Origin of the sequence: Jiangella anatolica, from assembly GCF_003236295.1 — a bacterium.
In the GTDB taxonomy this organism is placed as follows: domain Bacteria; phylum Actinomycetota; class Actinomycetes; order Jiangellales; family Jiangellaceae; genus Jiangella; species Jiangella anatolica.
Map to the genome: position 1 here is coordinate 63627 of NZ_POTW01000007.1, position 24963 is coordinate 88589.

Here is a 24963-nt window from a genome sequence, read left to right on the forward strand (position 1 = left end):
GCATCTCGAGGCTGGGAAGCCCGACTTCTCCATGATCGACTTCATGGCAGACGAAGGTCCGCCGCCGCGGGCTCCACGCGGGCGAACAGCGCGTCGACCGGCGCCTCGGCGAGGGCGAGGAAGCGCAGCAGGGGCTCGTTCGCGTCGGCCCACGCGTCGTCGTCGAGGCGGGCGAGCAGGCCGTCGGAGCCGCCGATGATCGGGATGTACATGCGGTACACGGCGATGATCCCGCCGTCCTCGCCCCACGAGAACGTGCTGTCCACGGCCTGCTCGAAGAACTCGCCGGCGCCGCCCTGCCAGGTGGCCGCGATGGCCAGCACCTCGTCGCGGACGAGCGGCCAGTCCTGCGCGATCGCGGCGGCCGCCGAGTCCAGTCCGAAGACGTTGCGATAGAGCTGATAGAAGTCGCCCAGGCCGTGGCGTTCGCTGAGGTCACGCAGCCGCGAGTCGGTCCGGTTCTGGCTGCGCGGCAGCTCACGGCGGGTCCAGTACTGGACGAGGACGAGGTCGTTCATCGCCGAGCGCAGCCACGCCAGTGCCGCCCGGCCGCCCGGCCGCCGCCTCCGCCGTCACCCGGGCGGCGTGCTCACGGTAGGACTCCAGCCCGCGGGCGATCTTGAGTGCGACGATCTCCGGCGAGAACAGGTGCTCGTCGAACAGGGCGACGAACCGGCCGAGCAGGCCGGTCGGGTCGTGCAGCACGCGGCCGCGGTAGAGCTGGATGGGCCAGGACGCGATCGGCGTGCGGTCGCCGCCGTCGATCGAGGCGAGGTCGCGTTCCAGCTCCGCCCGATCGAGCGGGATCCGCTCGACGCCGCGCCCGGTGTCGGTGGCGAAGTAGTCCACCGGCGTGCCGCCGGCGGGCAGCAGTAGCCCAGCTCCAGATCGGAGTGGGCCCACTGCTGCCCGCGGGCGATGCTGCCGCCCATCATCACGCCCTGGGCGTCGTCCTCACGGGCGAAGCGGTCGCAGTACCCCGACGCCCACGCGGCCAGCTCGGCCTTCCATTCAGGTTCGGTCACGTCGTTCAATCTGCCGATCGCGTGGGCGCCGGGGCCATGCACCGAGCGCCACGGGTTTGGACGAATCGCCGGGCCGGTTCAGCCCCAGGGACGAGGGAACCGGTCGTCGTCGAGGCGGTCGCCCTCGGTCAGGCCGAGCGGATCGGTGACGGGGTGCGCGGTGCCGGAGTACGTGGTGGCCTCGTCCATGTAGATGTTGACGTGTGCCAGCCGCGCCTGGTCGGTGCTGTTGGGCAGCGCCATGTGCCCGGTCCGGCTGCTGTGGAACGTGCAGTCGCCGGCGCGCAGCGGGATCGTGACCCGGGGCAGCCACCGCAGCGACGGGTCGGCCTCGAACAGGTCGTCCTCCTCGTGCAGGTCCTGCCGGCGCAGGTCGGCGAGGTGCTGTGTCTTCGGCAGGAACGTCATGCAGCCACGCTCCGGCGGCACGTCGACCAGCGCGACCCAGGCCGACAGCGAGAGCCGGTCGTTGGCGTGCGGCCAGAACGGGCGGTCCTGGTGGAACTCCGTGGCGACGCCGTTGTGCGGCTCCTTGACCAGCATCTGGTCGTGCCACAGCCGCAGCGGGAAGCCCGCCAGCTGTTCGGCGACCCGGCCCAGCCGCCGGTGGAAGCTCAGGTCGCGCAGCGTCTCGTCGTGCTGCCAGACGTTGACCAGCTGGCTGAACGCGCCCTGCTGTTCCAGGCTCTCGGCGCGGTGCGCCTCGAGGTACGTCTCCGCGGCCGCCCGGAACCGGGCCACCTCGGCGGCGTCCAGCACCCCGCGGATTCGGACGAACCCGTTCTCGCGGTACTCGGCGACGAGCTGCTCCGGCACTCGGCCGTCGGCGTCGACGTCGGAGCTGGGTTCGTCGATGGTGGTGCTGCTCATATCTGACCTCCGTGGATGCGGTGAACCTCGCCCATCCAGAGTGGCCCGGCACGCACTCGAGCGGCTAGCCCGATCACGACCAGCGCTAGTACGATACCGACATGCTGGCGACCCTCCACGAGCACTCGCTGTTCGCCGGCAGTGCCGTGCTCGGCGGCATCCACCGGCTCTCCGCGGACGTCGAGCCGCACGTGCACGACTTCGTCGAGATCGCCGTCGTCGGCCCCGGGCGTGGGCGGCACGTGACCAGCCAGGGGGAGCGGCCGGTGCGGTACGGCGACGTGATCGTGCTGCGGCCCGGCGCGTGGCACGGCTTCCGGCGCTGCCGCGACCTCGTCGTCGGCAACTGCTGCATCTCGGCGCAGGCGCTGCGGCACGAGTTGGCCGCGCTGCTCGACGTCCCGATGTTCCACCGGCTGCTGTGGACCGAGCCGGTCGCCGCGGGAGCGCACGGCCTCGTGGTGACGTCCGTGGGCCGCGCCGAGGCCGGCGACGCGCTCGCCGTCATCGAGGCGCTGGAGCGCGACCTCGCCAGCGGCCGGCCCGTCGAGGGACGGGTGTTCGGGCACGTCGCCACGGTGCTCGGCATCCTCGCCGACGGCCGGCGGGCGGACGATCGCGCGGACGAGGCGCGCGCGCCGGCCGTGCACGCGGCGGTCGCTGCCACCGTGTCGAGGCTGGAGGCCGCGCCGGAGCAGGCCTGGCGGCTGGAGGACCTCGCCGCGGCGGCGAGCGTGGACCCGGCCTACCTCGGCCGGCTGTTCCGCAAGCACATGGGCGTGACGCCGCTGGGCTACCTGGCCAGGATCCGGGCCGAGCGCGCCGCCGTCCTGCTCGCCCACACCGACCTGCCGGCCGGCCGGGTCGGCGCCAGCGTCGGCTGGGACGACCCCACCTACTTCGCCCGGCGGTTCCGCGCGCTGGCCGGGCTGTCACCGTCGGAGTACCGGCGCCGCGGCGCCGGCACTCAGGGCGACTCGGCCATCAGTCCACCAGGCGCAGCGGTGTGAACAGGCTCGTGTGCCGGATACGTGGTGGGCTCGCGCCATACACTGCGGGCCAGGCGTTTGCACGAAACGCTGAGCCGTCGACGTGATCTGCCGAGAGGAGGCAGTCCATGGCCACTGACACCTACGCGGACTACTTCGACTTCGTCGTCACCGACATCGACTACGTCATCCAGCGCGAGCCGGACCCCGACTGGGGCGTGACGTCGATGGTGAACAGCAGCTCGTACATCCTCGCCTACGCGACGTCCGGGCTGGCGCACTACCGGTTCGCCGGCCGCGAGGACCTGCTGGTCCGCGAGGGCGACGTGCTGTTCTTCCCGAAGGGCATGGCGCACTCCGGGCACGCCGACGAGGACCGCCCGTGGTCCTTCCTGTCGGTCGCGTTCGACGCCGTCGCGGGCGCCGGGAACCTCGACGAGCAGCTGGCCGTCGTCGACCACCTGAACCGCGGCTCGTTCGCCAGCCGGCTGTCGGCCCACTTCGCCGAGCTGCACCTCGCCTGGACGCAGCGCAAGCCCGGCTACCTCATCCGCTGCCGGGCGATCACGATGACGATCCTGCACGAGCTGATCCGGCAGCAGACGCTGCCGCACCTGGACAGCCCGCACGCCCGCGAGCTGATCACCGTCATCGAGCTGATGCGGGCCAACTACCGGCAGACCTACGCCGTCACCGACCTCGCGCACCGCGCCGGGCTCAGCCCGTCGCACTTCCGCGCGCTGTTCAAGCAGTTCACCGGCCTGACGGCGAAGGAGTACCAGCACCGCATCAAGATCGCCAAGGCGAAGGAGTTCATGCTCAGCGGCGAGTGCAACGTCACGCAGGCCGCGACCCGGGTCGGGTTCGCCGACATCTACTACTTCAGCCGGCTGTTCAAGAAGATCGACGGCCGCAACCCGTCCGAGCTCACCCGGCGCTGAGGGCGCTCAGAGCTGGACGTGCTCCGGGCGTGGCACCACCGGCGGATACGGCGCCGGCTGGTGGCGCACCTCGTACCGGTGCCGGCCGGCGCCCACCTCGTGCACGGCGCCGTCGGGCAGTGACACGGTGGCGGTGCAGTTCGGCGGCACGTCGACGTCGAGCGCGAAGGCGCCGTCGTCCTGGCGCCACCGCACCGAGGCGCGGCCGTACGGCGTCCGGTGCGTGGCGCCGGCGCTGGTCAGGTCGCCGCCCGGCCGCGGCGCGACGACGAGGTGACGGTAGCCCGGCGCGCCGGGGGCGAGCCCTGCGACGGTGCGGTGCAGCCAGTCGGCGACGGCGCCGAGCGCGTAGTGGTTGAACGACGTCATCTCGCCGGGGTTGACACTGCCGTCGGGCAGCATGCTGTCCCAGCGCTCCCAGATGGTCGTCGCGCCCATGGTCACGGGGTAGAGGAAGGACGGGCACGACGTCTCCAGCAGCAGCCGGTACGCCAGCTGCGTCGCGCCGGCCGTGCACAGGGCGTCGGCGATGAGCGGCGTGCCGACGAAGCCGGTGGCGATGCGGTAGCGGCCGTCGTGCACCAGCTCGGCCAGCCGGCGCCCGGCGCGCTCGCGCTGCTCGGGCGTCTCCAGCAGCGCGAACTGCAGCGCCAGCGCGAACCCGGTCTGGGTGTCGCCGGCCAGCCGGCCGCTGGGCGTGACGAACTCGGCGGCGAACGCCCGGCGCACCCGCGCGGCCAGCGCGGCGTACCGGTCCGCCGCCGCGTTCTCGCCGATCAGGGCGGCGATCTCGGCGAGGAGCGTCGCCGACCGGGCCAGGTAGGCCGTCGCCACCAGCGCCGGGTCGGTGCGCGCGGCGGCCGGGTCGTCCGGCGGCGCGCTGGGGTCGAGCCAGTCGCCGTACTGCCAGTCGACGTCCCAGATGCCGTTCTCGCTCCTTCGCTCGGCGATGCCATCGACCCAGGCCGTCATGCTCGGGAACTGGTCGCGCAGCAGCTGCCAGTCGCCGAAGCGCTGGTGCAGCACCCACGGCACGATGACGGTGGCGTCGCCCCAGGCCGCGGCGTTCTGCTTGCCGTCGAGCACGTTCGGGACGACCACCGGCGGCAGCCCGTCGGGCGAGGCGAGCTGTTCGGCCGCGAGGTCGCGCAGCCAGGACGTGAGCGGACCGGCGCAGTCGAACAGGAAGCTCGCGGCCGGCGCGAAGACCTGGATGTCGCCGGTCCAGCCCAGGCGCTCGTCGCGCTGCGGACAGTCCGTGGGGACGTCGACCAGGTTGCCGCGCAGGCTCCAGGCCACGTTCTCGTGCAGTTTCTCCAGCAGCGGCTCGGACGCCTCGAACCAGCCGGTGCGCTCGACGTCGGTGTGCACGACGATCGCGGTCACGTCGTCCGCCGTCAGCCGGCCCGGCCAGCCCTCGACCTCGGCGTAGCGGAACCCGTGGAACGTGAACCGCGGCTCCCACTCCTCGCCCTCCGGCCGCCCGGCCAGCGTGTAGCTGTCGGTGGCCCGGGCCGTGCGCAGCGGGCGCACGCCCAGCTCGTCGTTCTCCAGCACCTCGGCATGGCGCAGCGTGATCGTCTGCCCGGCGGCTCCGGTGACCCGCAGCCGGACCCAGCCCACCAGGTTCTGTCCGAAGTCGACGATGGTGCGTCCCGACGGCGAGGTCAGGACGGCGGCCGGGCGCAGCTCCTGGGTGCGGCGCACCGGCGGCCCGGTCGGCGCGACCAGGCGGGTCCGATCGATCGGCGCGCGGCGGCTGCCGCTCCAGCCGGCGTCGTCGTACCCGGGCGCGGACCAGCCGGGCCGCTCCCGCCGCGCGTCGTAGCTCTCCCCGTCGTACAGGCTCGCCTCGAGGATCGGCCCGGTGGCGCACCGCCAGGTCTCGTCGGTGCCGACGACGACGGTGCTGCCGTCGGTCAGCCGGACCTCGAGCTGGGCCAGCAGCCCGGCGCGGTCGCCGTAGACGTCGCGCTTGGAGTTCCACGTCAGCCGGCCGCGGTACCAGCCCTCGGCGACGGTGGCGCCGAGCGCGTTCAGCCCCTCGCGCAGCAGCTCGGTGACGTCGTAGGTGTGGTAGCGCAGCCGGTGGTGGTAGCTGGTCCAGCCGGGCGCGAGCACGTGGTCGCCGACGACGCCGCCGTTGAGCTCGAGCTCGTAGAGGCCGTGGGCGGTGGTGTAGAGCCGGGCGTGCGCGACGGGTGCCGGCAGATCGAACTCGCGCCGGAACAGCACCGGCGGATGCGACCGGCCCGGCTCCTCGTCCCAGTCCGGCCCGATCAGCTCCGCCGTCCAGTCCCCGGCGTCGAGCAGCCCCGCCTCGACGGCGTGCCACTCGCTCCAGGCCGACGGCTCCGCGTCGTCGCCGCCCCACACCCGGACCCGGACCCGGCGCCGCTCCCGCGACCGCAGCGGCGCGGCCGGCCACGCGACCAGCACCGACTCGTCGCCCTCGACCCGGCCGGACGACCACGCGCCGTCCGCGTCGTCGTCGCCGGTCATCTCGACCTCGTACGCCGTCTGCCGCCAGCCGGGCACGTCGGTGCCGACCAGCCAGGACAGCCGCGGCTGCGACTCACCGATTCCGAAGGGCTCCCGATGGTGCTCGAACCGCACCGACTCGACCGTCATGACGTCATATCGAATCGTTTCAATCGCGATCGGTCAAGCCGGGTGGTGGGTTGGGGCGACGGTCACCGCTCCCGCTCCGCGTCGGGTGCTGCTCGTGCGGCGCCGATCTCGCCGGCGAGTGCCTGTCGCAGTTCCTGCGCGTGCGTCAGGACTCACTGAGGCGCTCGAGATCGGAGGCGAGGCGGATGACGGGCAGCCGAGGAGGTCGGACAGGTCCTCGTCCCGGTCGATGATGTCGGCCACCGTCGTGGACGGCTCGAGTTCGACCAGGAGGTCGAGGTCGGAGTCGGGTCGATCTCACCCCGTGAGACCTCCACTCAGTGGAAGCCGGCGATTGACCCCCGGAGCCGGCGCTCCTTAGCGTCGCTGGCGTGACGGAGCAGCGCGAGATCAGCGCGGAGATCGTGGCGATCCACGACGCCGCGCAGGTGGGGGAGCCGCAGCCGCGGCTGGACTTCCCGCCCTACCGCAGCTCGCTGCTGCGCCATCCCACCAAGCGCCCGCGGCCCGTCGACCCCGAGGGGGCCGAGCTGGTCGCGCCGGTGTTCGGGCACTCCGACGTCGACCCGCTGGAGGCCGACCTCACCATCCAGAGCGGCGGCGAGCCGATCGGCGAGCGGATCCTGGTGCGCGGCCGCGTGCTCGACGGCGATGGGCGGCCGGTCCGCCGGCAGCTGGTCGAGATCTGGCAGGCCAACGCGGCCGGCCGGTACGTCCACCAGCGCGACCGTCATCCCGCGCCGGTCGACCCGCACTTCACCGGTCTCGGCCGCTGCCTCACCGACGACGACGGCGGCTACGCGTTCACCACGATCAAGCCCGGCGCCTACCCGTGGCGCAACCACCGCAACGCCTGGCGGCCGGCGCACATCCACTTCTCGCTGTTCGGGACCGACTTCACCCAGCGGCTGATCACGCAGATGTACTTCCCCGGCGACCCGCTGTTCCCGCTGGACCCGATCTACCAGTCGATCACCGACCCCGCGGCGCGCGAGCGGCTGGTGGCCGGCTACGACCACGACCTGTCCGAGCCCGAGTGGCTGCTGGGCTACCGCTGGGACATCGTGCTCACCGGCGGCCACGCCACCTACCTGGAGCCGGAGGACCACGATGACTGAGCCGGCCACGCCGGGGCAGACGATCGGCCCGTTCTTCCACGAGGCGCTGCCCTACGCCCAGGACCGCGAGCTCGTCCCCCCGGGCAGCATGGGCTCGATCCGGCTACATGGGTACGTGTACGACGGCGCCGGCCTGGGCGCGCCGGACGCCCTGGTGGAGATCCGGCAGGCCGACCCGGCCGGCGTCGTCCCCAGGGTGGAGGGCTCGTTGCACCGGCCCGGCGCCGCGTTCACCGGCTGGGGCCGCAGCAGCACCGACCGCACCGGCCACTACTGGTTCAGCACCGTCGAGCCGGCGCCGGTCCGCCCGGGCGGACCGGCGTTCTTCGCCGTCACCGTCTTCGCGCGTGGGCTGCTGAACCGCCTGTTCACCCGCGTCTACCTGCCCGAGCACGCGGCCGGCGACCCGCTGCTGGACCGGCTGGACCCGGCCGAGCGGGCCGGCCTGATCGCGCGGCGGGACGACGACGGCGGCCTGCGCTTCGACATCCACCTGCAGGGCGACGCCGAGACCGTCTTCCTCACCTTCCCCGGCCATGGGGGCTGACGTGGGCGGCCTCCTGGTCCCCGGCGCCCTGCGGGCCGACGGCCTGCTCGACGACGCGGCGCTGGTGCGGGCGATGCTGAGCGTCGAGGTGGCGTGGACGCGGGCGCTGCACGAGACCGGCGGCGCGACGGCCGCGCAGGCCGAGGCGGTGGCCGGCGCCGTCGCCGGGTGGACGCCGGTGCTCGACCCGGCCGACGTGGAGGACGCCGGCAACCCGGTGCTGCCGCTGGTGACGGCGCTGCGTGACCGGGTCGCTGACCCTGGCGCCGCCACCGTCGTGCACACGGGTCTGACCAGCCAGGACGTGCTCGACACGGCGTTGCAGTTGCTGGCCCGCGCGGCGCTCGGCCGGATCCGTGCCGACCTCGGGCGGACGGCCGCGGCGCTGGCCCGGCTGGCCCGGGAGCACCGCTCGACGCCGATGGCCGGGCGCACGCTCACCCAGCACGCCGTCCCCGTCACCTTCGGGCTGACGGCGGCGCAGTGGCTGGCCGCGATCCTCGACGCTGCCGGCCGCCTCGACGCCGTCCGCCGCGAGCAGCCGGTCCAGTGCGGCGGCGCCGCCGGGACGCTGGCCCGGGCGGGCGCCGTCGTCGCCGACCCGGTCGCGACGGCCGCCGCGTTCGCCCGGCAGCTCGGCCTGCGCTGGCCGGGGCTGCCGTGGCACACCCGCCGCGCGCCGGTGACCCGGCTGGGCGACGCGCTGACGGAGACCTGCGACGCGCTCGGCGTGTTCGCCGCCGACGTGCTCACGCTCGGCCGGCCCGAGATCGGTGAGGTCGCCGAGGGCGCCGTCACCGGGCGCGGCCGCTCCTCGGCCATGCCGCACAAGCGCAACCCGGTGCTCGGGGTGCTGGTGAACGCCGCCGCGCTGCAGGCGCCGCCGCTCGCGGCCCAGCTGCACCTGGCCGCCACCCGTGCCGTCGACCAGCGGCCCGACGGCGCCTGGCACGCCGAATGGCCGGCGCTGCGTCGGCTCCTGGAGCTCACCGTCGTCGCCGCGGCGCAGGCCGCCGAGCTGGCGGGCGGCCTGCGCGTGAACGACGACGCGATGCGGCGGCGCGCGGAGACCGCCGGCGACCCGGCGGAATCGACCGGCGTGAGCGGGAGCCTCGTCGACGAGGTGCTCCGCCGCTACGAGGAGGGCCGCGACGATGACGCCTGAGCTGGCCCTGACGCGGCTCGGCGGCGCGGAGAACGGCCGCCCGCTGCTCGTCGTCGGCCCATCGCTGGGGACGTCGGTGGCGGCGCTCTGGGACCGCTGCGCCCGCCTGCTCGCGGACCGGTTCGACGTCATCGGGTGGGACCTGCCCGGACACGGGTCGAGCCGGCCCGCGGCCGGGCCGTTCACGGTCGCCGAGCTGGCCGACGCGGTGCGCGCGGCAGCGGTCGAGCGGGCCGCCGGCCGCCCCGTCGCCTACGCCGGGGTGTCGCTCGGCGGCGCGGTGGCGTTCGAGCTCGCGACCCGGCCGGAGCCGTTCGGCCTGCTGGTGGCCGTCGCGTCGGCGCCGCGGATCGGCGAGCCCGCGAGCTGGCACGAACGGGCCGCGCTGGTGCGGCGGGCCGGGACCCCGGTCATGGTCGAGTCGTCGGCTCGGCGCTGGTTCGCGCCGGACTTCACCGAGCGGGACCCGTCGACGGCCGGTGCGCTGCTGACGTCGCTCGCACAGGCCGACCGATGGTCCTACGCCTGGGCCTGCGAGGCGCTCGCCGCGTTCGACCGCAGCGGGAGCGACGGAGCCGGCGCCGTCCCGCTGCACGTCGTCGCCGGCGAGCACGACCCCGTCGTGCCGCCCGCCGCGGCCGAGCGGATCCCGGCGACCGCGGTCCGGGTGCTGCCGGGCTGCGGCCACCTCCCGCCGGCCGAGGTCCCCGACGCGATGGCTGGCCTGCTCGCCGGACTGCTGCTCACCAGGGAGGCGACACCATGACCGACGACCGCCACGCCGCCGGGATGCGGGTCCGCCGCGAGGTCCTCGGCGACGCCCATGTCGACCGGGCCGTCACCGCCACGACCGCCTTCACCGCGGACTTCCAGTCGCTGATCACCCGCTACGCGTGGGGCGAGATCTGGACCCGGCCGGGCCTGGACCGGCGCATGCGCAGCGCGATCACGCTGACGGCGCTGATCGCGCACGGCCACTGGGACGAGCTGGCGATGCACGTGGCGGCGGCGCGGCGCAACGGGCTGACGGCCGACGAGATCGGCGAGGTGATCCTGCAGTGCGCCGTCTACTGCGGTGTGCCGGCCGCCAACCACGCCTTCGCGATCGCCGCGTCAACCCTCGAGGCGGACCCGGTCATCGACCCGCCGGAAGCCTGACGGGCTGTAGTAGCGGACGCCGCCGCCGGCGCCGGGCTCGAGGCTGTAGTGGCGCAGGAAGTCCCACAGCAGCGGCGTCTCCTCCGGGGTGGTGTTGTGCGAGCGGTAGTTGTTCTTGGTCAGCTTGAGCACCGGCACCGTCGTGCCGGCGGCGTGCCACGTCCACGTCTGGTACCGGTCGTGCCAGCCGTCGAGCACGCCGTCGACGGTGTCGACGTCGGCCAGCGTGAGGCCGTTGGCCGCCAGGTGGTACCGCGCCCAGCCGTCGAGCCGGTTGTCGATGTCGTCCCACAGGCCGCCCTCGAGGAACCCGAGGTCGCCGTAGCCGTAGATCTGGTAGTTCGGGATGGGCCGGTGGCTGGCGGGGTAGGCGACGCCGTCGAGCGTCACAGTGCCGGCCGCGTCGGGCGCGACGGTGAACGACGTCGACGCGACGGCGGCGAAGTACGCCGGGAAGGCGATGGCGAAGTTCTGCGTCACGCCGCTGCCGGCGGACTGGCCGGTGGAGTAGAACCGGGCCGGATCGACCGGGTACTCGCGGATCATGAGGTCGCGCAGCTGCCGGAAGAAGGCGTTGGAGTCGCGGTGGCTCACCGAGATCGAGGTGTTGCTGTACTGCTCGCACACGATGACGACGACGCAGCCCTCGCGCTCGGCCACGTCCCACCACTGCGCGGCGTCCATGAACACCTTGTCGGTCTGGCTGTTGCCGGGCCAGACGAACACGACCGGCGCCTTGCCGCGCCAGATCCGGCGGGCGCTGCGGGGCACGTGGACGAGGTACTCGCGGAGCTGGCCCTCGACCGTCATCGTGCGGACCTCGACGCCCAGCCGCTTGTAGTCGGCGCGTTCGTAGAGCTGGTTGCCGTAGGCGAAGAAGTTCTCGTAGCGGGTGTACCGGGTAAGGAAGGCGACGACGCGGTCCGTGGTGTGCGGCTCGGCGTGCTCCAGCGGCCGGGGCCGCACCGCGACCTGGGAGATCGGGCCGGCGTGTGACGTCATCCAGCGTCCGGACGTGTGCCGCTGCCGGAACACGGTGCCGAGCGTGCCGTCGCGCTCGCCGTGGCCGGCGACGTCGTTGGCGACCTTCCAGTAGGCGAGGCTGGCCGCCGCCGTCGCACCCGGGTTGACGTACCACGTCGGCAGCACGACCTCGTCGTGGCGGATCAGGTCGAAGCCGTCGGGGAAGACGACGGTGGTGTAGGTCGGCGCCGTGGTGCCGTCGAACTCGATGCCGGCGTGAGCGCCGAGGTAGTCCGCGGGCAGGCCGGGGGAGTCCAGGTACACCTGGCCGATGACCCGCAGCGGGTGCGCGACGGCCCACGCCTCCAGCGCCGGCGCGCCCGCGCCGTAGCCGGCGAGGTAGTGCTCGCCGAAGATCGAGAAGTAGCGGTTGGACTCGTAGAAGCCCATCGCCGCCTCGACGTAGGCGAGCTCCGCGGCGGCGTCGCCCCAGCCGCCGGCGCCTGGCTCGAGGACGAACAGGCCCTCCTCGCGCTCGTCGGCGACGTCGCGCCAGCCGGACCGGCGCAGGAAGTCGCCGGTGTCGACGCCGTCGGGCACCGCGATCACCGTGTAGTAGGAGCGGATCGGCGTCTCCGGCGAGATGTAGGCCTTCGCCGTGCGCGTCACGCCGCCGACGTCGAACGTCTTCTCCCAGTAGCCGGTCATCTCGCGCGGCAGCTTGTTGGCGCGCGTGTAGTCGTACTCGGGGAACGGCCGGCCGTCCAACGGCCCGGCCGGGCCGAGGGCTCCGCCGCGTCCCGCTGCCGCGGCCGAGGTGGCCAGCGCGGCCGGCGCCACGGCGGCGGCGACGGCGGACACTGCGGCGCCGCGAAGGAGCTGACGTCGGTCGATGGTGGTCATGAATCGGCCTCCTTGCCTACCCACGTACCTGCCTGGTCGCGGTGAGCATGCGGTCCGGCGGCAACGACGGTCAATGCGTTGCCGCGCGGTTGCCATGCGTGCCGTCCGTTCAGGCGCCGATGACGATCACGCCGTCGTCTGTGTGAACGACGGATTGCGGGATCGGTTCGCAGCTGAGTCTTGTGGGGTGGTTTGTCCATCGCTAAGGTCTATCTAGCGGTTCAATAAGTCCGATAGATGGACCAGCGTGTCTAGGCGGCTGCCAGCGCTCACCGGGCTGCTGCGGCGGATGGGGCGCTCTGCCTGCGACGACGTCCAGAGGGGAGTTCCCGGGATGAAGAACAGATCGAGGATCGGGCGGCGCAGGTTCCTGGCGGGCGCGTCCGTGGCGACCGCGGGTGTCCTTGCGGCGGAGGCGGCCTCGGCTGCTCCGGCCGCGGCGCCGGGTCCATCATCGGGTGGGTCCGGGTACGAGAAGAACTACGACCCGACGTACGGGGTCTACCGCGGTGTGGATCCACGGATCTACAGCGACTGGGGCACCGAGCGGGACGACAAGGTCCTGGTGTACTCCCGTACGGCGGGTCCGCGGCATGCACACCTGGGACGGAGGATCGATCCGGATCACCCGAGCAACGCGAGCCTCGGCCTGGATCGCGCGTACGTGATCACGCACGACCACAACGACCCAGCGGTGTGGCCGCTCCCGCTGGACAGCTCGAACCGGTCGCAGAACGGGTTGATCAGGATGCTCGCCGCCGAGGGCATCGAGGTGCACGTCACCGAGGACGTGCAGGCGATCGCGGGCCTGTCGAGCAGCTACAAGGCGGTGATCTTCAACAGCACGACTCGTGACACGCTGTGGAACCACGCCGCCGGTGCGGCCGGAGGCACCCGCCTGGACGGAGCGCGTGAGGCGCTGCGGAAGTACATCCAAGGCGGCGGTGGTTTCGTCGGCATCCACAACGCGTTCGGCACCGAGTACGGCTGGCCCTGGTACGAAGGGCTGCTCGGCCACGCGAACTACTACAGCCACGGCGCGAACCAGGACGGCGACGTCGTCGTCGTCAATGACCGCGACGTGTCGACCAAGGGCCTGCCGCGACGCTGGGGGTTCCGCGACGAGTGGTACAACCTCATCCCGTTCCCGACCAACGTGAACTTCCTCGCGATCGTGGACGAGCGGACCCTTCCGGAAGGTCCGGGACGCGCCGGCGATCACCCCGGGCATGGCGATTTCCATCCCGTTTCCTGGTGCCAGTACTACGACGGAGGCCGTTCGTGGGTCACGACCCTCGGGCACGGTGCCGAGGCGTACGAGGAGAACACGGCCTTCCCGGGGGCTGCCGAGTTCCAGGAGCACCTGGTCCACGGCATCAAGTCCGCCATGGGTCTCGAGCCGTTCTGCACGCCGGCCAAACGCCGCTGACGGGGACGAGTCGACGCGCCGTTCTTTCGCTGGGAGGCGAACCATGAAACCAAGAGCTCCCCTGTCGATGCTGCTCGGGGTCGCCGTGTCGCTGGCGTCGGTGTCCGCCTTTGCCGAAGTCGGCGGGGGCGGCAGCGACGTCGAGGGATTCGCTCAGATCGAGCCCGAGGGCCTCGCGCCGACCGGGGCGGACATGCCGACCGTCGGTGGCAATCTGGGCAACCAGCACTACTCCGGGCTGACGCAGATCACCCAGCACAACCTCGATCGGCTCGGCCCGGCCTGGCGCACGCACGTCTCGGCTGTGGAGCCCGCGACCGACGACGTGGGTCAGCAGACGACGCCCATCGTGGCCGAAGGGGTCATCTACCTCGACACGCCGAACGGGCAGGTGATCGCCGTCGACGGCAAGACCGGTTCGGCGAAGTGGAAATGGGCACCGCAGGAGTTCGGCACGAACGGCACCCGCCGAGGAGTCTCCATCGGTGACGGGAAGATCTACACCCTCGCCGACGGCGACCGGGTGGTCGCACTCGACAAGGACACCGGCGAGGAAGTCTGGGTGGTGCAACCGGAGGCCCCGAACGGTGCGCGGCTCGGCAACATCGACAAGGTCGCGACCGTCTACCACGACGGCGTGGTCTACGTGCACACCAACGACGGCAGCCGTGGTGCGGTCTTCGCGCTGAACGCGAGCGACGGCAGCTACATCTGGCACTTCTTCGGCGGCCCGGACCGCGGCGTCGTCTTCACGGACGTCAACGGCAACTCGGTCGATGCCGGTGCCACGTGGGGCCCGCTGCTGCCGGACGGCACCGATTGTGCGTTCGAAGGCCGGTCGACGCCGTGGATGCACGGCGCGGTCGATCCCGAGCTCGGCATGTACTACATGACGTTCGGCAACTCGGACAGCTGCACCAGTTCGCAGAACGGCTCACTCCGTCCGGGCGACAACCTGTTCTCCAGCACGATGGTGGCGGTCGACGCCAAGACCGGCGAGTACAAGTGGCACTACCAGTCGATCCACCACGACGTCTGGGACATGGACAACGTCCACCCGCCGACGCTGGCCGACATCGTCGTCGACGGCGAGACGCGCCGGGTGGTGTTCTACGGCAGCAAGTCCGGGCATCACTTCGTGCTGGACAGGACCAACGGCCGGCCCGTGCTCCCGGTCGTCGAGCAGCCGATGATTCAGGACTCGCGACAGCACCACGCTCCGACCCAGCCGTTCCCGGCGCGCCGCATGCTGCCCGAGTGTCTCGTCTGGGAGAAGCTGGACCCGGAGAACATCCCCGGCCACCCGTGGCGCGCCGTGCCGAACTACAACGGCTATCAACCCGACGCGGACGGCAACCTGGTGTTCAACCCCGACAGCTATGTCGCGGCGGACGAGCCCTACCTGACCTATCCCGACGGGTATCCCACCGACCATCGGCAGGGCTGCATGTACGACCCGCAGTGGGATCTGCCGATCCTGTCGACGACCAGCCAGAACGGCGGCGGCGACTGGTCGAACCACTCCTACAGCCACAACACGAACCTCGTCTACTTCCCGTACGGCACCAACCCGGTCGCGCACTGGAACGGCGCCAGCGCCAACGGCCAGCGGGCGATCGGTCAGTACCAGACCGGCGGCATCCTCGCCTACGACGCGTCGACAGGTGAGGTGCGGTGGACCAACCACCTGGGCACGGACATGTCGCACGGTCAGGGACCGTTGACCACGGCCAGCGACCTGCTGTTCGTCGGGCAGATCGACGGCCGCCTCCTTGCGATGGACGCCGTCACCGGCGACGTGCTCTGGGAGTTCCAGACCGGATCGGGCATCGCCGGCGCACCGATCACCTACACGGTCGACGGTGAGCAGTACGTTGCCGTCTTCGCCGCCGGTGCCACCAACCCGTACGGCGGCTCGGTCACGCAGGGTGACTCGCTGTGGGCGTTCAAGCTCGACGGCGCCTACACGACGGAGTCGGGCAGTCAGGAGGGGCCGGACACCGCTCCGCTGTCGATCCGGCGGCCGGTCCAAGGTGGCCCGGTCGACGGTGACGACGTGGACAACACGGTCTACCTGGCCCGCGGCAGTCGTACCGCCGACTCGAACGGTCAGCAGGACAGCACGCTGCAGCGTGCCATGCAGCCGACGCACCTGCGCGTGCCGGTGGGCACGACGGTGACGTTCCTGAACCCGGGTCGAGAAACCTTCGCGGCGTTCCCCAATGAGTTGCCGCACTGCGCGACGCAGTACTTCGAGGGGTTGTTCAACGCGCGGCTCGACCCCGGGGAGAGCTTCGAGTTCACCTTCGACCGTGCCGGCGAGTACTTCTTCAACGACTGCACCGATCCGCGTCCTGCGGGCAAGATCGAGGTCTACCTGGAGCCGCAGGATGTTCCGGGCGCGTTGCGGTTCGTGCCCTCGCGGCTGAATCTCGGGGCGGGGACGGGGATCTTCACCGGGGTGAACGGCGTGGTCACGGCGATCCTCGACATCCCGGCCGGCTATGTGTTCGACGGTGACGCCGTGCTGCGGACACCGCTGTCGGAGACGCCGGTCCCGGCTGCGAGTACAAGGTCGAACGCCAACAGGTTGATCGTGCAGTTCGACAAGGCCGACATCGACAACAACGTGCCCGAGGGCGACGCGGTGCCGTTGACGCTGGTGGCGAACTTCCTGCACAACGGCGTGCAGGCCCAGCTGACGTCGACGGCGACGCCGGAGATCGTCAAGTAGGTGGACGTGGCCGGGGCGGCAACCGCCGCCCCGGCCACCGGGTTGTCGCGGTCAGGAACTGCGCACTCGACGCTGCGTCAGCGGCGATCGCAGCGGGTGGTCGAATCCTCGCTCGGTGAGCTGCCGCGCGGCCCCTTGCAGGTCCGCGATCAGCTCCGGAATCCGATCCTGCGGGAACCTGCTCGTCGGGCCGCTGTAGGAGAGCGACGCGACGACCTCGCTGCTCTGCCCCAGGATCGGTACGGCGACGGCCGACAGACCGACTTCGCGCTCGCCGTGACTGACCCCGTAGCCATCTCGGGCGGCGCCGGCGATCTCGTCCCGCAGCGGCGGCAGACGGTCGGCGCCGTCGGGAGCAGACTCGACGATCCGCTCGAGCAGGCCTTGCGGAGCGTCGCGGAGCAGCACCTTCGACGATGCCCCGGCCCACAGCGGCAGCTCGTCACCGACGTGGACGACGTGCCTGAGCGGCAGCGGACTCTCCTCCTGAGCGACGCAGACACGCGCAACGTTGTGGACCACGTAGATGTTGACGGTCTCGCGCTGACGCGAGACCAGGTCGCGCATGAGTGCCCTGGTCTCCTCCGGCGGCTCCCAGCTGCTCTTGGCCAGATGGGCCCATCGCCACAAGCCGGGTCCGGCGACGTAACCGATCTGCGTGGCCGAGAGCAGGCCACTGTGCTCCAGCGTTTGAACGATCCTGAGGACGGTCGTCTTCGGGAGCCCGGTGGTCTCGACGATCTCGCGGATCGTCACCGTCGGACGCTGCTCGGTGAGCAGCGACATGATCTCGACGGCACGCTGGATGCTGCGTACGCCGCCGGAGTCGCTGTCGCCCTGCTCATTGGTGGGCACGTGGGGCACCCTCTCAGTCTCCTCGTCTCAGCACCTGCGGTGCAGAGGACCCTCTGGTCCGCTGAGCGGCATAGCTTAACCGTCAGGCGGTCGCCAAGTCCTGCTGAGGTGGACACTCCGGAGCGATCGTCCAGGGGCGGAGCCGGCGGCCGTCCATTCAGCCCAGCCTACGGAGGACGGTCCGATGCGGCCGAACCTCCGTAACGGTTTGGACATTCCACGGACAACCTCTTGCCAAGATGTCGCCCGCCACCTTAGCTTTGGGTCCGTATAACGGACCTGTAAGACCGTCTAGTGGGTCGAAGGCGAGGTCAGAGAGTGGTCACATCCGCGGAGCAGCCAGGCCTGAACGGCGCGGCCACGACTGGTGCCGAGGCGTTGGTCGAACAGCTCGAGGCATACGGCGTCGAGTACGTGTTCGGCCTCTGTGGCCACACGAACATCGCGTTCCTCGATGCGCTTGGCCGCAGCGACATCGAGTTCGTCGTGTTCCGGCACGAGGCCGCGGCCGCTCACGCGGCTGACGGCTATGCACGTGCGACCGGCAAGCCGGGCGTGGTGTGCGTGCACGTCGGGCCCGGCATGATGAACGCGGTCACGGGCGTGGCCAGTGCGGCCATGGATTCCGTGCCGCTGATCGTCATCGCCGGCGACGTGCCGTCGTACTACCGCGGGCGGCACCCGCATCAGGAGGTCAACCTGCACGCCGACGCCGACCAGGCGTCGATCTACCGGCCGTTCGTGAAGCGCGCGTGGACCGTCAACCGGGTCCAGGACCTCACCCGGTTCGCGGAGCGGGCCTTCTGGACGGCGACGTCGGGCCGTCCGGGTGCTGTGCTGCTCAACGTCCCGATGGACGTCTTCTCCCGGCGCGTGGACCGGTCAGCGGTCCCGCCGCTCCCGGCGCCGGGACTCGGTGCGAGTCTCGAGCCCGGCGTCGCGGAGCGGGTCGCGCGCATGCTGGCCGATGCCGAACGTCCGCTGATCTATGTCGGCGGCGGACTTCACGGACGGCACCGGGCAGCGCTGGCGGACCTCGTCGAGCATTACGACATCCCGGTCGCTCACTCGCTGATGGCCAAGGGCACACTCCCCGACGACCATCCGCTCGTGCTCGGCATGCCCGGGTTCTGGGGCCTGGAGTTCACCAACGAGTACGCCCGCGGCGCCGACGTGGTGCTCGCCATCGGGACCCGGTTCGCCGAGACCGACGCGAGCAGCTGGGACCCGCGGTACACGTGGCGGATCCCGCCGACGCGGCTGATCCAGATCGACATCGACGCAGCGGAGGTCGGCCGCAACTATCCCGTCGAGATCGGCATCGTGGCCGACGCGGGTGCGGCCTTGTCCGGCATCGCGGAGGCGATCAGGAAGCTGGCCCCGGACCGCCGGCAGCGGCCCGGACTTCGTAGCCGCATCGCCGAGAGCCGTTCGGAGGCGTTCGACCGGATCGCTGCCTTCGCGGACGACGTGCAACTGCCGCTGCGGCCCGAGCGCATCCTCGCGGACCTGCGGGCCGTGCTGCCCGAGGACGCCGTGCTCGTCACCGACGTCGGGTGGAACAAGAACGGAGTCGCCCAGTGCTACAACCTGCCCGCGGCCGGGCGGTTCATCACCCCGGGGGGCTCATCGACCATGGGCTTCGGGCCGGCGGCAGCCCTCGGCGTGCAGCTGGGGTGGCCCGACCGGACCGTCGTCGCCCTCGTGGGCGATGGCGGCATGAGCGCCCAGCTCTCGGCGATTCCCACTGCCGCCGAACGCGATCTTCCGGTGATCTTCGTGGTGATGAACAACCGAGCCCACGGAACGATCGCCGACCTCCAGGCAGCGAACTACGGCCGCAGCTACGGCTGCGAGTTCCGCGACCGCGATGGTGAGCTCGTCAGCCCGGACTTCGCCGCGTTGGGCCGGGCGTGCGGGGCGGACGGATACACCGTCGGCGCCCCTGAGGACCTACGGGTGCAGCTGGGCGCTGCGGTGGGCAACCGCCGACCGGCGGTCATCGACGTTCCGATGGTGAACGAACCCGTGCCGACCCCGGGCTACTGGAACATCACGGACATCTATGCAGGGGGTTTCGACTAACCGCACCAATGGAGGTAGGTATGTCGGCAACACGGCTCAGCATCACGGCGAGGTTCCTCGCCGTCCCAGCGGTGGCCGCACTCATCCTGGCGGGGTGCGGCGGTGACGACAGCGGCGACGCCACTGAGGCGGCGGGGGAGGACGGGACGTCCGGTAACGAGCCGGTCGAGCTCGTGTTCTCGGACAGCTACTCCCCGGAGCATGCGCACAACGCGTGCGGCGCCGACCTGATGAAGGAAGAGCTCGCGTCGAATGACAGCGGCATCGATCTGCAGATCTTCCCCAGCAGCCAGCTGGGACCGGACGGTCCCGAACGGGTCTCCTCGGTGGCGGCAGGGGACATCGACATCGACATCCAGGGCAGCTCGGCGATCTCGTCGCTGTACGAGCCGATCGGAGCCCTGGACGCGGCGTACGTCTTCGATGGACCGGACCACCTGTTCGAGTTCGCCGACAGCCCGGCCTTCGACGACATGGCCGCGGACATGCTCGAGAAGACCGGCATCCGGGCGCTGGGCGTCTGGTTCTTCGGCATGCGTCATTTCACTGCCAACCAGCCGATCCGGACACCCGATGACCTGGAAGGCCTGCGGATGCGCTATCCGGACAGCCCGCAGTTCCTTCAGAACGCGGAGGCAGTCGGCGCCAACGCCACGCCGGTCGCGTTCGAGGAGGTGTACCTCGCCCTGCAGCAAGGTGTGATCGACGGTCAGGAGAACCCGATTCCGACCATCGTTGACATGAGCTTCAGCGAGGTCCAGTCGCACGTCAGCCTGTCCGGTCACCAGACGGGATTCGTGGTGGCGATCATGAGCGAAGACGCCTGGCAGTCCCTCTCGCCGGAGCAACAGGAGGCCCTCCAAGCGTCCTTCGACGCCGCCCGGGACACCACTCGGCAGTGCCTGGAGGACACCGAGCAGGAGATTCTCGACGGGTGGAACGAGACCGGCGAGGTCACCGTCGTCGACGACGTCGACCGCGAGGCGTTCAGCGCCAAGGCCGAGGCGTACTTCGCCGAGAACCTGCAAGGCGACAAGCTCGCTCTGTACCAGCAGATCCGCGAACTGGCTCAGTAGAGAGAGGGCGGATGCGCGCACTCGTCACGGGCGGCTCCGGGCACATCGGTGCGGCGATCACGGCTCGGCTGGCCGCCGGCGGCTACACGGTCGCGATCGCCGACCTCGCCGAGCCGGCGCCAGAAGTCGCCGGCCTGGCGGACCGGTACGTGGCCGCCGACGTGACGAGTGAGCAGGGGGCCCGGGAAGCGGTGCAGGTCGCCGCCGGCGCCGGCCACCTGGACGTCCTCGTCAACTGCCTGGGGGTGTCACCCAAGAAGAACGGACGGAAACGACCGCTCGGCGAGATCGCGTTGGAGGAGTGGGAGCGGGTGTTCGCGGTGAACGTCACCGCATGCTTTCTGACGATGCGTGAGGCGATGCCGCGGCTGCGGCCGCACGCGAACGCGTCCATCGTCAACGTGGTCTCGGCGGTCGCCAAGCTCGGGGCCGCGGGGCCTGACGGGGCGACGTACGGTCCCGCCCATCCGTCGGGCGCGCACTACTGCGCGTCGAAGGCGGCGCTCGCCAACCTCACGGTGTCCGCAGCGCGCGAGCTCGCCCAGCACGGCGTCCGCTGCAACGGGGTCGCGCCCGGCTACATCGGGTCCGGCATGGGCGGCACCACCGACGCCACGGTCGAAACGCGTCTGCTCGGGCAGGTGCCGCTGAGCCGCTCCGGCACCGCCGACGAGGTCGCGGCCGTCGTGGGCTTTCTGGTCAGCCCGGACGCGTCGTATCTCACCGGCGAGATCATCGACGTCGACGGCGGTTGGGTGCCGGACTAAGAGCCTGGCGTAGATCCGCCGTCGGGCCGATAGAGGGGCAGGATCGAGGGCGGGATCGGTCCCTTGTTCCGGCGGCCGGACTGCTGCTCTTCCCAAGCGTGTGCCAGAATCCCGATGGCCCGGCTGAGCACGAACAAGCCGCGGGCGAGCGGGGCGGCGAACCCGAGTTCGCCATAGATGATCGCGGTCAGGCCGTCGACGTTCATCGGGACGTTCTTGCCGGCGGTGTTCGCCAGCTCAGCCTCGATGGCCAGCCCGGCTCGCAGGAACTCCCCGGACACCTCGCCCCGGTCACGCGCCTCGGCGACCAGTGTGATCAAGGGCTCCCGGCGCGGGTCGACGGGATGGAAGCGGTGTCCGAAACCGGGCAGGTACCGGGTCCGCTCCCGCCAGGCCTGGACGGTGCTGCGCGCTGCGTCGGCAGACTCCTGCCCTGTGCTCTCACGCTCGACGACCTCGGTGAGCATGAGCAGGCACTGCTCGCCGGCTCCACCGTGCACGTCTCCGAGCATGTTGATGCCGGTGGCGACAGCGCTGTTGAGCCCCACACCGCAGGTTGCGGCCATCCGCGCCGCCGCGATGGACGGCGCCTGGGGTCCGTGGTCGACCGAGGCGACCATCGCCGCCTCGAGCAGCCGCGCCTGGGCGGGTGTGGGGCGGCCCGACCGGAGCAGCAACCAGATGACTTCCGTCAGCCCGCGGTGGGCGATGACGTCTGCGACCGGTTCCCCGCGGAACTCGAGGACCCCCGGCTCCATCCTGGTGATCGCAGTCGCCCACCACTCGGCGACTTCGGAGTCGTGATCGGCGCTGCCGCCGTCACGGCCGGTCATGAGGCTGCCGCCGAATCGGCGTGGTCGGTGCGGTCACCGCCGTCTGGCAGGAGTTGCTGGTTGTGTTCCCCGAGCAATGGAGGGGGCAGCACGGGGACGCTCGGCTGGCCGTCGACCATGGCGCCGTTGCCGACCACGCGAAGAGTGCGATGCATCCCGTCGGGCATCGGAAGCTCCGCGATGAACCCGCGATCGGCAAGTTGTTCCAGGTCGAGTGCTTGTTCCACGGTGAGGACGCGAGCGGCAGGGACGCCCGCGGACGACAGCTCCTCCTCCCACTCCAGAGCCGGCCGAGCACGCAGAGCAGCGTTGATCTCTCGGTTGAGTGCCTCACGGTTGACCTTGCGGGCCTCCCGCTCGCGGAACCGCTCGTCATCGATGAGGTCGAGACGATCGATGATCCGGCAGAGGGTGACGAACTGCTCCTGCTTGTTGGCGGCGATGTTGAGAGGTCCGTCGGCGGCCCCGAAGGTGCCCGACGGCGCCGCCGTGGCGTTCTGATCGCCCATGGGTTCGGTCAGCAGCCCGCTGATGAGGTAGTTCGACACCGCCCACCCCATCGCGGACAGGGAGGCCTCCAGCATGGACACGTCGATGAAGCTGCCCTCACCGGTCCGCGCGCGGCCGGTGAGCGCCGCGTTGATCGCCATCGCGGCGGTCAGGCCGCCGATGGTGTCGCAGATCGGGAATCCGACGCGTAGCGGCGCCGTGTCGCGGGTCCCGGTGATGCTCATCATGCCCGACAGACCCTGGATGATCTGGTCGTACGCCGGTCGCTGACTCATCGGGCCGGTCTGCCCGAAACCAGAGATGGCGCAGTAGACCAGGCCCGGATTGATCTCCCGGAGCTCGGTCCACGAGAAGCCCAGCTTGGTGAGCACACCGGGCCGGAAGTTCTCGACGAGCACGTCCGCACCCTCCACCAACGTGGTGAAGGCGGCCCTGCCGTCGTCGCTCTTGAGGTCGACGACGACGGACTTCTTGCCCGCGTTCTGGGCCAGGAAGGACGTCCCCAGACCGACGGCGTTCAGCTCGGCGTCCGCCCCGAGCTGGCGGGCCAGATCGCCGCTTCCTGGCGCCTCGACCTTGATCACTTCTGCGCCGAGCAGCGCGAGCTGGTAGCTGCAGTACGGTCCGGCCAGGACATTGGTCAGATCGAGGACCCGCGTCCCGGTCAATGGGCCATCTCTCATCGAGCAGTCTCCTCCAGCGTTGAGCGGGCTCCCGGTCGAGCCATGCCGGCCGGAGCATGCAGCGGGAGCTCCGCGACGTCCGTCCACTCCCGTGGAAGGGTGTTCTTACGCTAGCATTTGGTCCGTACTGCGGTCTACGCAATCCACTAGGTGGTCTGGAGATGGTGACATGCCCGGCATGACGGCGGCAACCGGTCCATCCACGGGAGGCGGCTCGGCAGTCGTCGACGCTCGATGTCTCATCGCTGGCCAATGGCGCACGAGCACGAATCGCGCCGAACGCATCGGCCCCCACGCTCGCCGCCTCGTCAGCGTCGCGCACGTCGCCGATTCGGCCATGGTCGACGAGGCTCTGGTCTATGCGGCGCAGGCGCGGGCCAGTGTGGAACGACTGTCTCCCGCTGCTCGCGCCGACGTGCTCGAACGAGCCGCCGACCTCGTCGATCGTCAGCGTGACGAGTTCGCTCGCCTGCTCGCGCTGGAACTCGGCAAGCCGGTCAAGGATGGCCGCGGCGAGATGGTCCGGGTCACCGATACCTTCCGCGTCTCCGCCGCCGAAGCGCGCCGCATCGGGGGAGAGGTGCTGCCGACGGCGGGCTGGCAGCGAGGCGTGGGGACGACCGCCATGACGTACCGGGCACCGGTCGGCGTCGTGGTGGCGATCACACCGTTCAACGCTCCGGCCAACCTGCTCGCCCACAAGCTCGCGGCATCGTTCGCCGCCGGCAACACGACGATCGTGAAGCCACCGCCGCAGGCGCCGGCGGTCTCCGTCCGGCTCGTCCAGGTTCTGCTCGACGCAGGCATGCCGCCGGAGGCCGTGCAGCTCGTCCACGGCGGCGCCGAGGTGGGGAGCCGGTTGTGCGAGTCCTCTGTCGTGTCCGCCGTCAGCTTCACCGGCGGCGCCGCGACGGGTGCCGCTGTGGCCAGAGCCGCCGGGCCGAAGCGCCTCGTTCTCGAGCTCGGGGGCAATGCGGCGACCATTGTGTGCGAAGACGCCGACATCGAGGCCGCGGCCGCCATGGCCGCCGCGACCGGCTTCAGCAACTCCGGGCAGAGTTGTATCTCGGTGCAGCGCGTCTACGTCCACACGTCGGTCATCGACCGGTTCACCGACGCGTTGACCAGCGCGGTCCGCGGGCTCCGGGTGGGTGATCCGCTCGACGACGCGACGGATGTCGGGAGCATGGTCGACGACGAAGCCGCGTCACGCCTGGAGCGGTGGGTCAAGGAGGCCGAGGCAGGCGGGGCGACGGTGACCTGCGGCGGGACGCGTGACGGCGCCATCCTGGCGCCCACCGTCGTCTCCGAACCAGACCCGGCGTCGACCGTCGTCGTCGAGGAGGCCTTCGGAGCGGTGGTCGTCGTCCTGCGGTACGACAGCTTCGACGAGGTCGTCGAACTCTGCAATCAGAGTCGCTACGGCCTGCAGGCAGGGCTGTTCACCCAGAACATCGCGCGGGTCTTCGACGCGTGGCGCCGCCTCGAGGTCGGCGGGCTGGTCGTCAACGGGACGTCCAACTTCCGGCTCGATCACGTGCCGTTCGGCGGCGTCAAGGACTCCGGGATCGGCCGCGAGTCACCTCGCTGGATGATCGACGACTACACGGTGACCAAGACCCTCCTCCTCCGTGGCATGTCGATCTGGGGGACGAGGTGACGTCGCAGTCCTGACCGTCGT

At 71.1% G+C, this 24963-nt stretch carries 21 protein-coding genes; 13 read left to right on the forward strand and 8 right to left on the reverse strand.

The genetic code is table 11. The features are described from left to right. Nucleotides 1-41: 41 nt before the first annotated feature. The 3 genes from C1I92_RS04360 to C1I92_RS04370 all read right to left on the reverse strand — a co-directional run bounded on the left by C1I92_RS04360 (nucleotide 42) and on the right by C1I92_RS04370 (nucleotide 1895). Nucleotides 42-518 carry a hypothetical protein gene (locus tag C1I92_RS04360; RefSeq protein WP_111253446.1) on the reverse strand — a complete coding sequence of 159 codons (477 nt, stop codon included), beginning with the start codon at nucleotides 516-518 and terminating at the stop codon, nucleotides 42-44. Then, complete coding sequence (locus C1I92_RS04365; RefSeq protein ID WP_111253447.1) at nucleotides 478-849, reverse strand: hypothetical protein; 372 nt, start codon at nucleotides 847-849, stop codon at nucleotides 478-480. The genes C1I92_RS04360 and C1I92_RS04365 overlap by 41 nt, the downstream gene beginning before the upstream one ends. A 254-nt stretch (nucleotides 850-1103) precedes the next feature. Beyond that, nucleotides 1104-1895: a phytanoyl-CoA dioxygenase family protein gene (locus C1I92_RS04370; protein WP_111253448.1), complete on the reverse strand. Its 792-nt coding sequence runs from the start codon at nucleotides 1893-1895 to the stop codon at nucleotides 1104-1106. Nucleotides 1896-1996: 101 nt separating this feature from the next. Here C1I92_RS04370 and C1I92_RS04375 point away from each other — a divergent pair, with 101 nt between their 5' ends. Together C1I92_RS04375 and C1I92_RS04380 are read left to right on the forward strand one after the other, a co-directional pair. Further along, nucleotides 1997-2905 (forward strand): AraC family transcriptional regulator, encoded by a 909-nt coding sequence (locus C1I92_RS04375; RefSeq protein ID WP_111253449.1) that lies wholly within the window; start codon nucleotides 1997-1999, stop codon nucleotides 2903-2905. A gap of 107 nt (nucleotides 2906-3012) precedes the next feature. Continuing rightward, complete coding sequence (locus tag C1I92_RS04380) at nucleotides 3013-3825, forward strand: helix-turn-helix transcriptional regulator (RefSeq protein WP_111253450.1); 813 nt, start codon at nucleotides 3013-3015, stop codon at nucleotides 3823-3825. A 6-nt stretch (nucleotides 3826-3831) separates the two neighbouring features. Here C1I92_RS04380 and C1I92_RS04385 read toward each other — a convergent pair whose 3' ends face one another. Further along, nucleotides 3832-6456, reverse strand: a complete 2625-nt coding sequence (locus tag C1I92_RS04385) for a glycoside hydrolase family 78 protein (protein WP_111253451.1) — start codon at nucleotides 6454-6456, stop codon at nucleotides 3832-3834. A gap of 371 nt (nucleotides 6457-6827) precedes the next feature. Here C1I92_RS04385 and pcaH point away from each other — a divergent pair, with 371 nt between their 5' ends. Genes pcaH through pcaC form a run of 5 tightly spaced genes read left to right on the forward strand, consistent with a single transcriptional unit; the run spans nucleotide 6828 to nucleotide 10444 of the window. Then, nucleotides 6828-7574 carry a protocatechuate 3,4-dioxygenase subunit beta gene (gene pcaH, locus C1I92_RS04390; RefSeq protein WP_111253452.1) on the forward strand — a complete coding sequence of 249 codons (747 nt, stop codon included), beginning with the start codon at nucleotides 6828-6830 and terminating at the stop codon, nucleotides 7572-7574. Further along, a complete protein-coding gene (pcaG, locus tag C1I92_RS04395) occupies nucleotides 7567-8121 on the forward strand; it encodes a protocatechuate 3,4-dioxygenase subunit alpha (RefSeq protein ID WP_111253453.1) in 555 nt (184 codons plus the stop codon). Before pcaH ends, pcaG begins: the two co-directional genes overlap by 8 nt. Next, on the forward strand, nucleotides 8111-9286 hold the full coding sequence (locus tag C1I92_RS04400; protein WP_199520947.1) for a lyase family protein: 1176 nt from the start codon (nucleotides 8111-8113) through the stop codon (nucleotides 9284-9286). The genes pcaG and C1I92_RS04400 overlap by 11 nt, the downstream gene beginning before the upstream one ends. Then, nucleotides 9276-10052 carry an alpha/beta fold hydrolase gene (locus tag C1I92_RS04405; RefSeq protein WP_111253455.1) on the forward strand — a complete coding sequence of 259 codons (777 nt, stop codon included), beginning with the start codon at nucleotides 9276-9278 and terminating at the stop codon, nucleotides 10050-10052. The genes C1I92_RS04400 and C1I92_RS04405 overlap by 11 nt, the downstream gene beginning before the upstream one ends. Continuing rightward, nucleotides 10049-10444: a 4-carboxymuconolactone decarboxylase gene (pcaC, locus tag C1I92_RS04410; RefSeq protein ID WP_111253456.1), complete on the forward strand. Its 396-nt coding sequence runs from the start codon at nucleotides 10049-10051 to the stop codon at nucleotides 10442-10444. Before C1I92_RS04405 ends, pcaC begins: the two co-directional genes overlap by 4 nt. On the opposite strand, the gene C1I92_RS04415 is transcribed toward pcaC, so the two are convergent. Beyond that, on the reverse strand, nucleotides 10400-12310 hold the full coding sequence (locus C1I92_RS04415) for an alpha/beta hydrolase family protein (protein ID WP_111253457.1): 1911 nt from the start codon (nucleotides 12308-12310) through the stop codon (nucleotides 10400-10402). The genes pcaC and C1I92_RS04415 overlap by 45 nt on opposite strands. A gap of 334 nt (nucleotides 12311-12644) precedes the next feature. Here C1I92_RS04415 and C1I92_RS04420 point away from each other — a divergent pair, with 334 nt between their 5' ends. Both C1I92_RS04420 and C1I92_RS04425 read left to right on the forward strand, forming a co-directional pair. Then, the gene (locus tag C1I92_RS04420; RefSeq protein ID WP_111253458.1) at nucleotides 12645-13739 is read left to right on the forward strand and encodes a ThuA domain-containing protein; all 1095 of its coding nucleotides are present in this window, start codon (nucleotides 12645-12647) and stop codon (nucleotides 13737-13739) included. Nucleotides 13740-13806: 67 nt separating this feature from the next. Continuing rightward, nucleotides 13807-16473, forward strand: coding sequence for an outer membrane protein assembly factor BamB family protein (locus C1I92_RS04425; RefSeq protein ID WP_158563984.1), 2667 nt, complete (start codon nucleotides 13807-13809; stop codon nucleotides 16471-16473). A gap of 51 nt (nucleotides 16474-16524) precedes the next feature. Here C1I92_RS04425 and C1I92_RS04430 read toward each other — a convergent pair whose 3' ends face one another. Beyond that, nucleotides 16525-17337, reverse strand: a complete 813-nt coding sequence (locus tag C1I92_RS04430; RefSeq protein ID WP_199520948.1) for an IclR family transcriptional regulator — start codon at nucleotides 17335-17337, stop codon at nucleotides 16525-16527. A 309-nt stretch (nucleotides 17338-17646) separates the two neighbouring features. Here C1I92_RS04430 and C1I92_RS04435 point away from each other — a divergent pair, with 309 nt between their 5' ends. The 3 genes from C1I92_RS04435 to C1I92_RS04445 all read left to right on the forward strand — a co-directional run bounded on the left by C1I92_RS04435 (nucleotide 17647) and on the right by C1I92_RS04445 (nucleotide 21256). Continuing rightward, complete coding sequence (locus C1I92_RS04435; RefSeq protein WP_199520949.1) at nucleotides 17647-19413, forward strand: thiamine pyrophosphate-binding protein; 1767 nt, start codon at nucleotides 17647-17649, stop codon at nucleotides 19411-19413. A gap of 71 nt (nucleotides 19414-19484) precedes the next feature. Beyond that, nucleotides 19485-20489 (forward strand): DctP family TRAP transporter solute-binding subunit, encoded by a 1005-nt coding sequence (locus C1I92_RS04440; protein WP_199520950.1) that lies wholly within the window; start codon nucleotides 19485-19487, stop codon nucleotides 20487-20489. 11 nt (nucleotides 20490-20500) lie between these two features. Then, nucleotides 20501-21256, forward strand: a complete 756-nt coding sequence (locus tag C1I92_RS04445) for an SDR family NAD(P)-dependent oxidoreductase (RefSeq protein WP_111253461.1) — start codon at nucleotides 20501-20503, stop codon at nucleotides 21254-21256. Here C1I92_RS04445 and C1I92_RS04450 read toward each other — a convergent pair. Then, on the reverse strand, nucleotides 21253-22089 hold the full coding sequence (locus C1I92_RS04450) for a citryl-CoA lyase (RefSeq protein WP_111253462.1): 837 nt from the start codon (nucleotides 22087-22089) through the stop codon (nucleotides 21253-21255). The two genes, C1I92_RS04445 and C1I92_RS04450, sit on opposite strands and share 4 nt — an antisense overlap. Continuing rightward, nucleotides 22086-23282, reverse strand: coding sequence for a CaiB/BaiF CoA transferase family protein (locus C1I92_RS04455; protein WP_111253463.1), 1197 nt, complete (start codon nucleotides 23280-23282; stop codon nucleotides 22086-22088). The genes C1I92_RS04450 and C1I92_RS04455 overlap by 4 nt, the downstream gene beginning before the upstream one ends. Before the next feature lie 169 nt (nucleotides 23283-23451). On the opposite strand from C1I92_RS04455, the gene C1I92_RS04460 reads away from it, so the two are divergent. After that, nucleotides 23452-24942: an aldehyde dehydrogenase family protein gene (locus C1I92_RS04460; protein ID WP_111253464.1), complete on the forward strand. Its 1491-nt coding sequence runs from the start codon at nucleotides 23452-23454 to the stop codon at nucleotides 24940-24942. The last annotated feature ends 21 nt before the right edge of the window (nucleotides 24943-24963 follow it).

Bases quoted from the DNA above. Each gene is read 5' to 3' on its own strand.
- C1I92_RS04360 (WP_111253446.1), bottom strand. From the start codon at position 518: ATGAACGACCTCGTCCTCGTCCAGTACTGGACCCGCCGTGAGCTGCCG.
- C1I92_RS04370 (WP_111253448.1), bottom strand. From the start codon at position 1,895: ATGAGCAGCACCACCATCGACGAACCCAGCTCCGACGTCGACGCCGAC.
- C1I92_RS04375 (WP_111253449.1), top strand. From the start codon at position 1,997: ATGCTGGCGACCCTCCACGAGCACTCGCTGTTCGCCGGCAGTGCCGTG.
- C1I92_RS04380 (WP_111253450.1), top strand. From the start codon at position 3,013: ATGGCCACTGACACCTACGCGGACTACTTCGACTTCGTCGTCACCGAC.
- C1I92_RS04385 (WP_111253451.1), bottom strand. From the start codon at position 6,456: ATGACGGTCGAGTCGGTGCGGTTCGAGCACCATCGGGAGCCCTTCGGA.
- pcaG (WP_111253453.1), top strand. From the start codon at position 7,567: ATGACTGAGCCGGCCACGCCGGGGCAGACGATCGGCCCGTTCTTCCAC.
- C1I92_RS04400 (WP_199520947.1), top strand. From the start codon at position 8,111: ATGGGGGCTGACGTGGGCGGCCTCCTGGTCCCCGGCGCCCTGCGGGCC.
- C1I92_RS04405 (WP_111253455.1), top strand. From the start codon at position 9,276: ATGACGCCTGAGCTGGCCCTGACGCGGCTCGGCGGCGCGGAGAACGGC.
- pcaC (WP_111253456.1), top strand. From the start codon at position 10,049: ATGACCGACGACCGCCACGCCGCCGGGATGCGGGTCCGCCGCGAGGTC.
- C1I92_RS04415 (WP_111253457.1), bottom strand. From the start codon at position 12,310: ATGACCACCATCGACCGACGTCAGCTCCTTCGCGGCGCCGCAGTGTCC.
- C1I92_RS04420 (WP_111253458.1), top strand. From the start codon at position 12,645: ATGAAGAACAGATCGAGGATCGGGCGGCGCAGGTTCCTGGCGGGCGCG.
- C1I92_RS04425 (WP_158563984.1), top strand. From the start codon at position 13,807: ATGCTGCTCGGGGTCGCCGTGTCGCTGGCGTCGGTGTCCGCCTTTGCC.
- C1I92_RS04445 (WP_111253461.1), top strand. From the start codon at position 20,501: ATGCGCGCACTCGTCACGGGCGGCTCCGGGCACATCGGTGCGGCGATC.
- C1I92_RS04450 (WP_111253462.1), bottom strand. From the start codon at position 22,089: ATGACCGGCCGTGACGGCGGCAGCGCCGATCACGACTCCGAAGTCGCC.
- C1I92_RS04455 (WP_111253463.1), bottom strand. From the start codon at position 23,282: ATGAGAGATGGCCCATTGACCGGGACGCGGGTCCTCGATCTGACCAAT.
- C1I92_RS04460 (WP_111253464.1), top strand. From the start codon at position 23,452: ATGCCCGGCATGACGGCGGCAACCGGTCCATCCACGGGAGGCGGCTCG.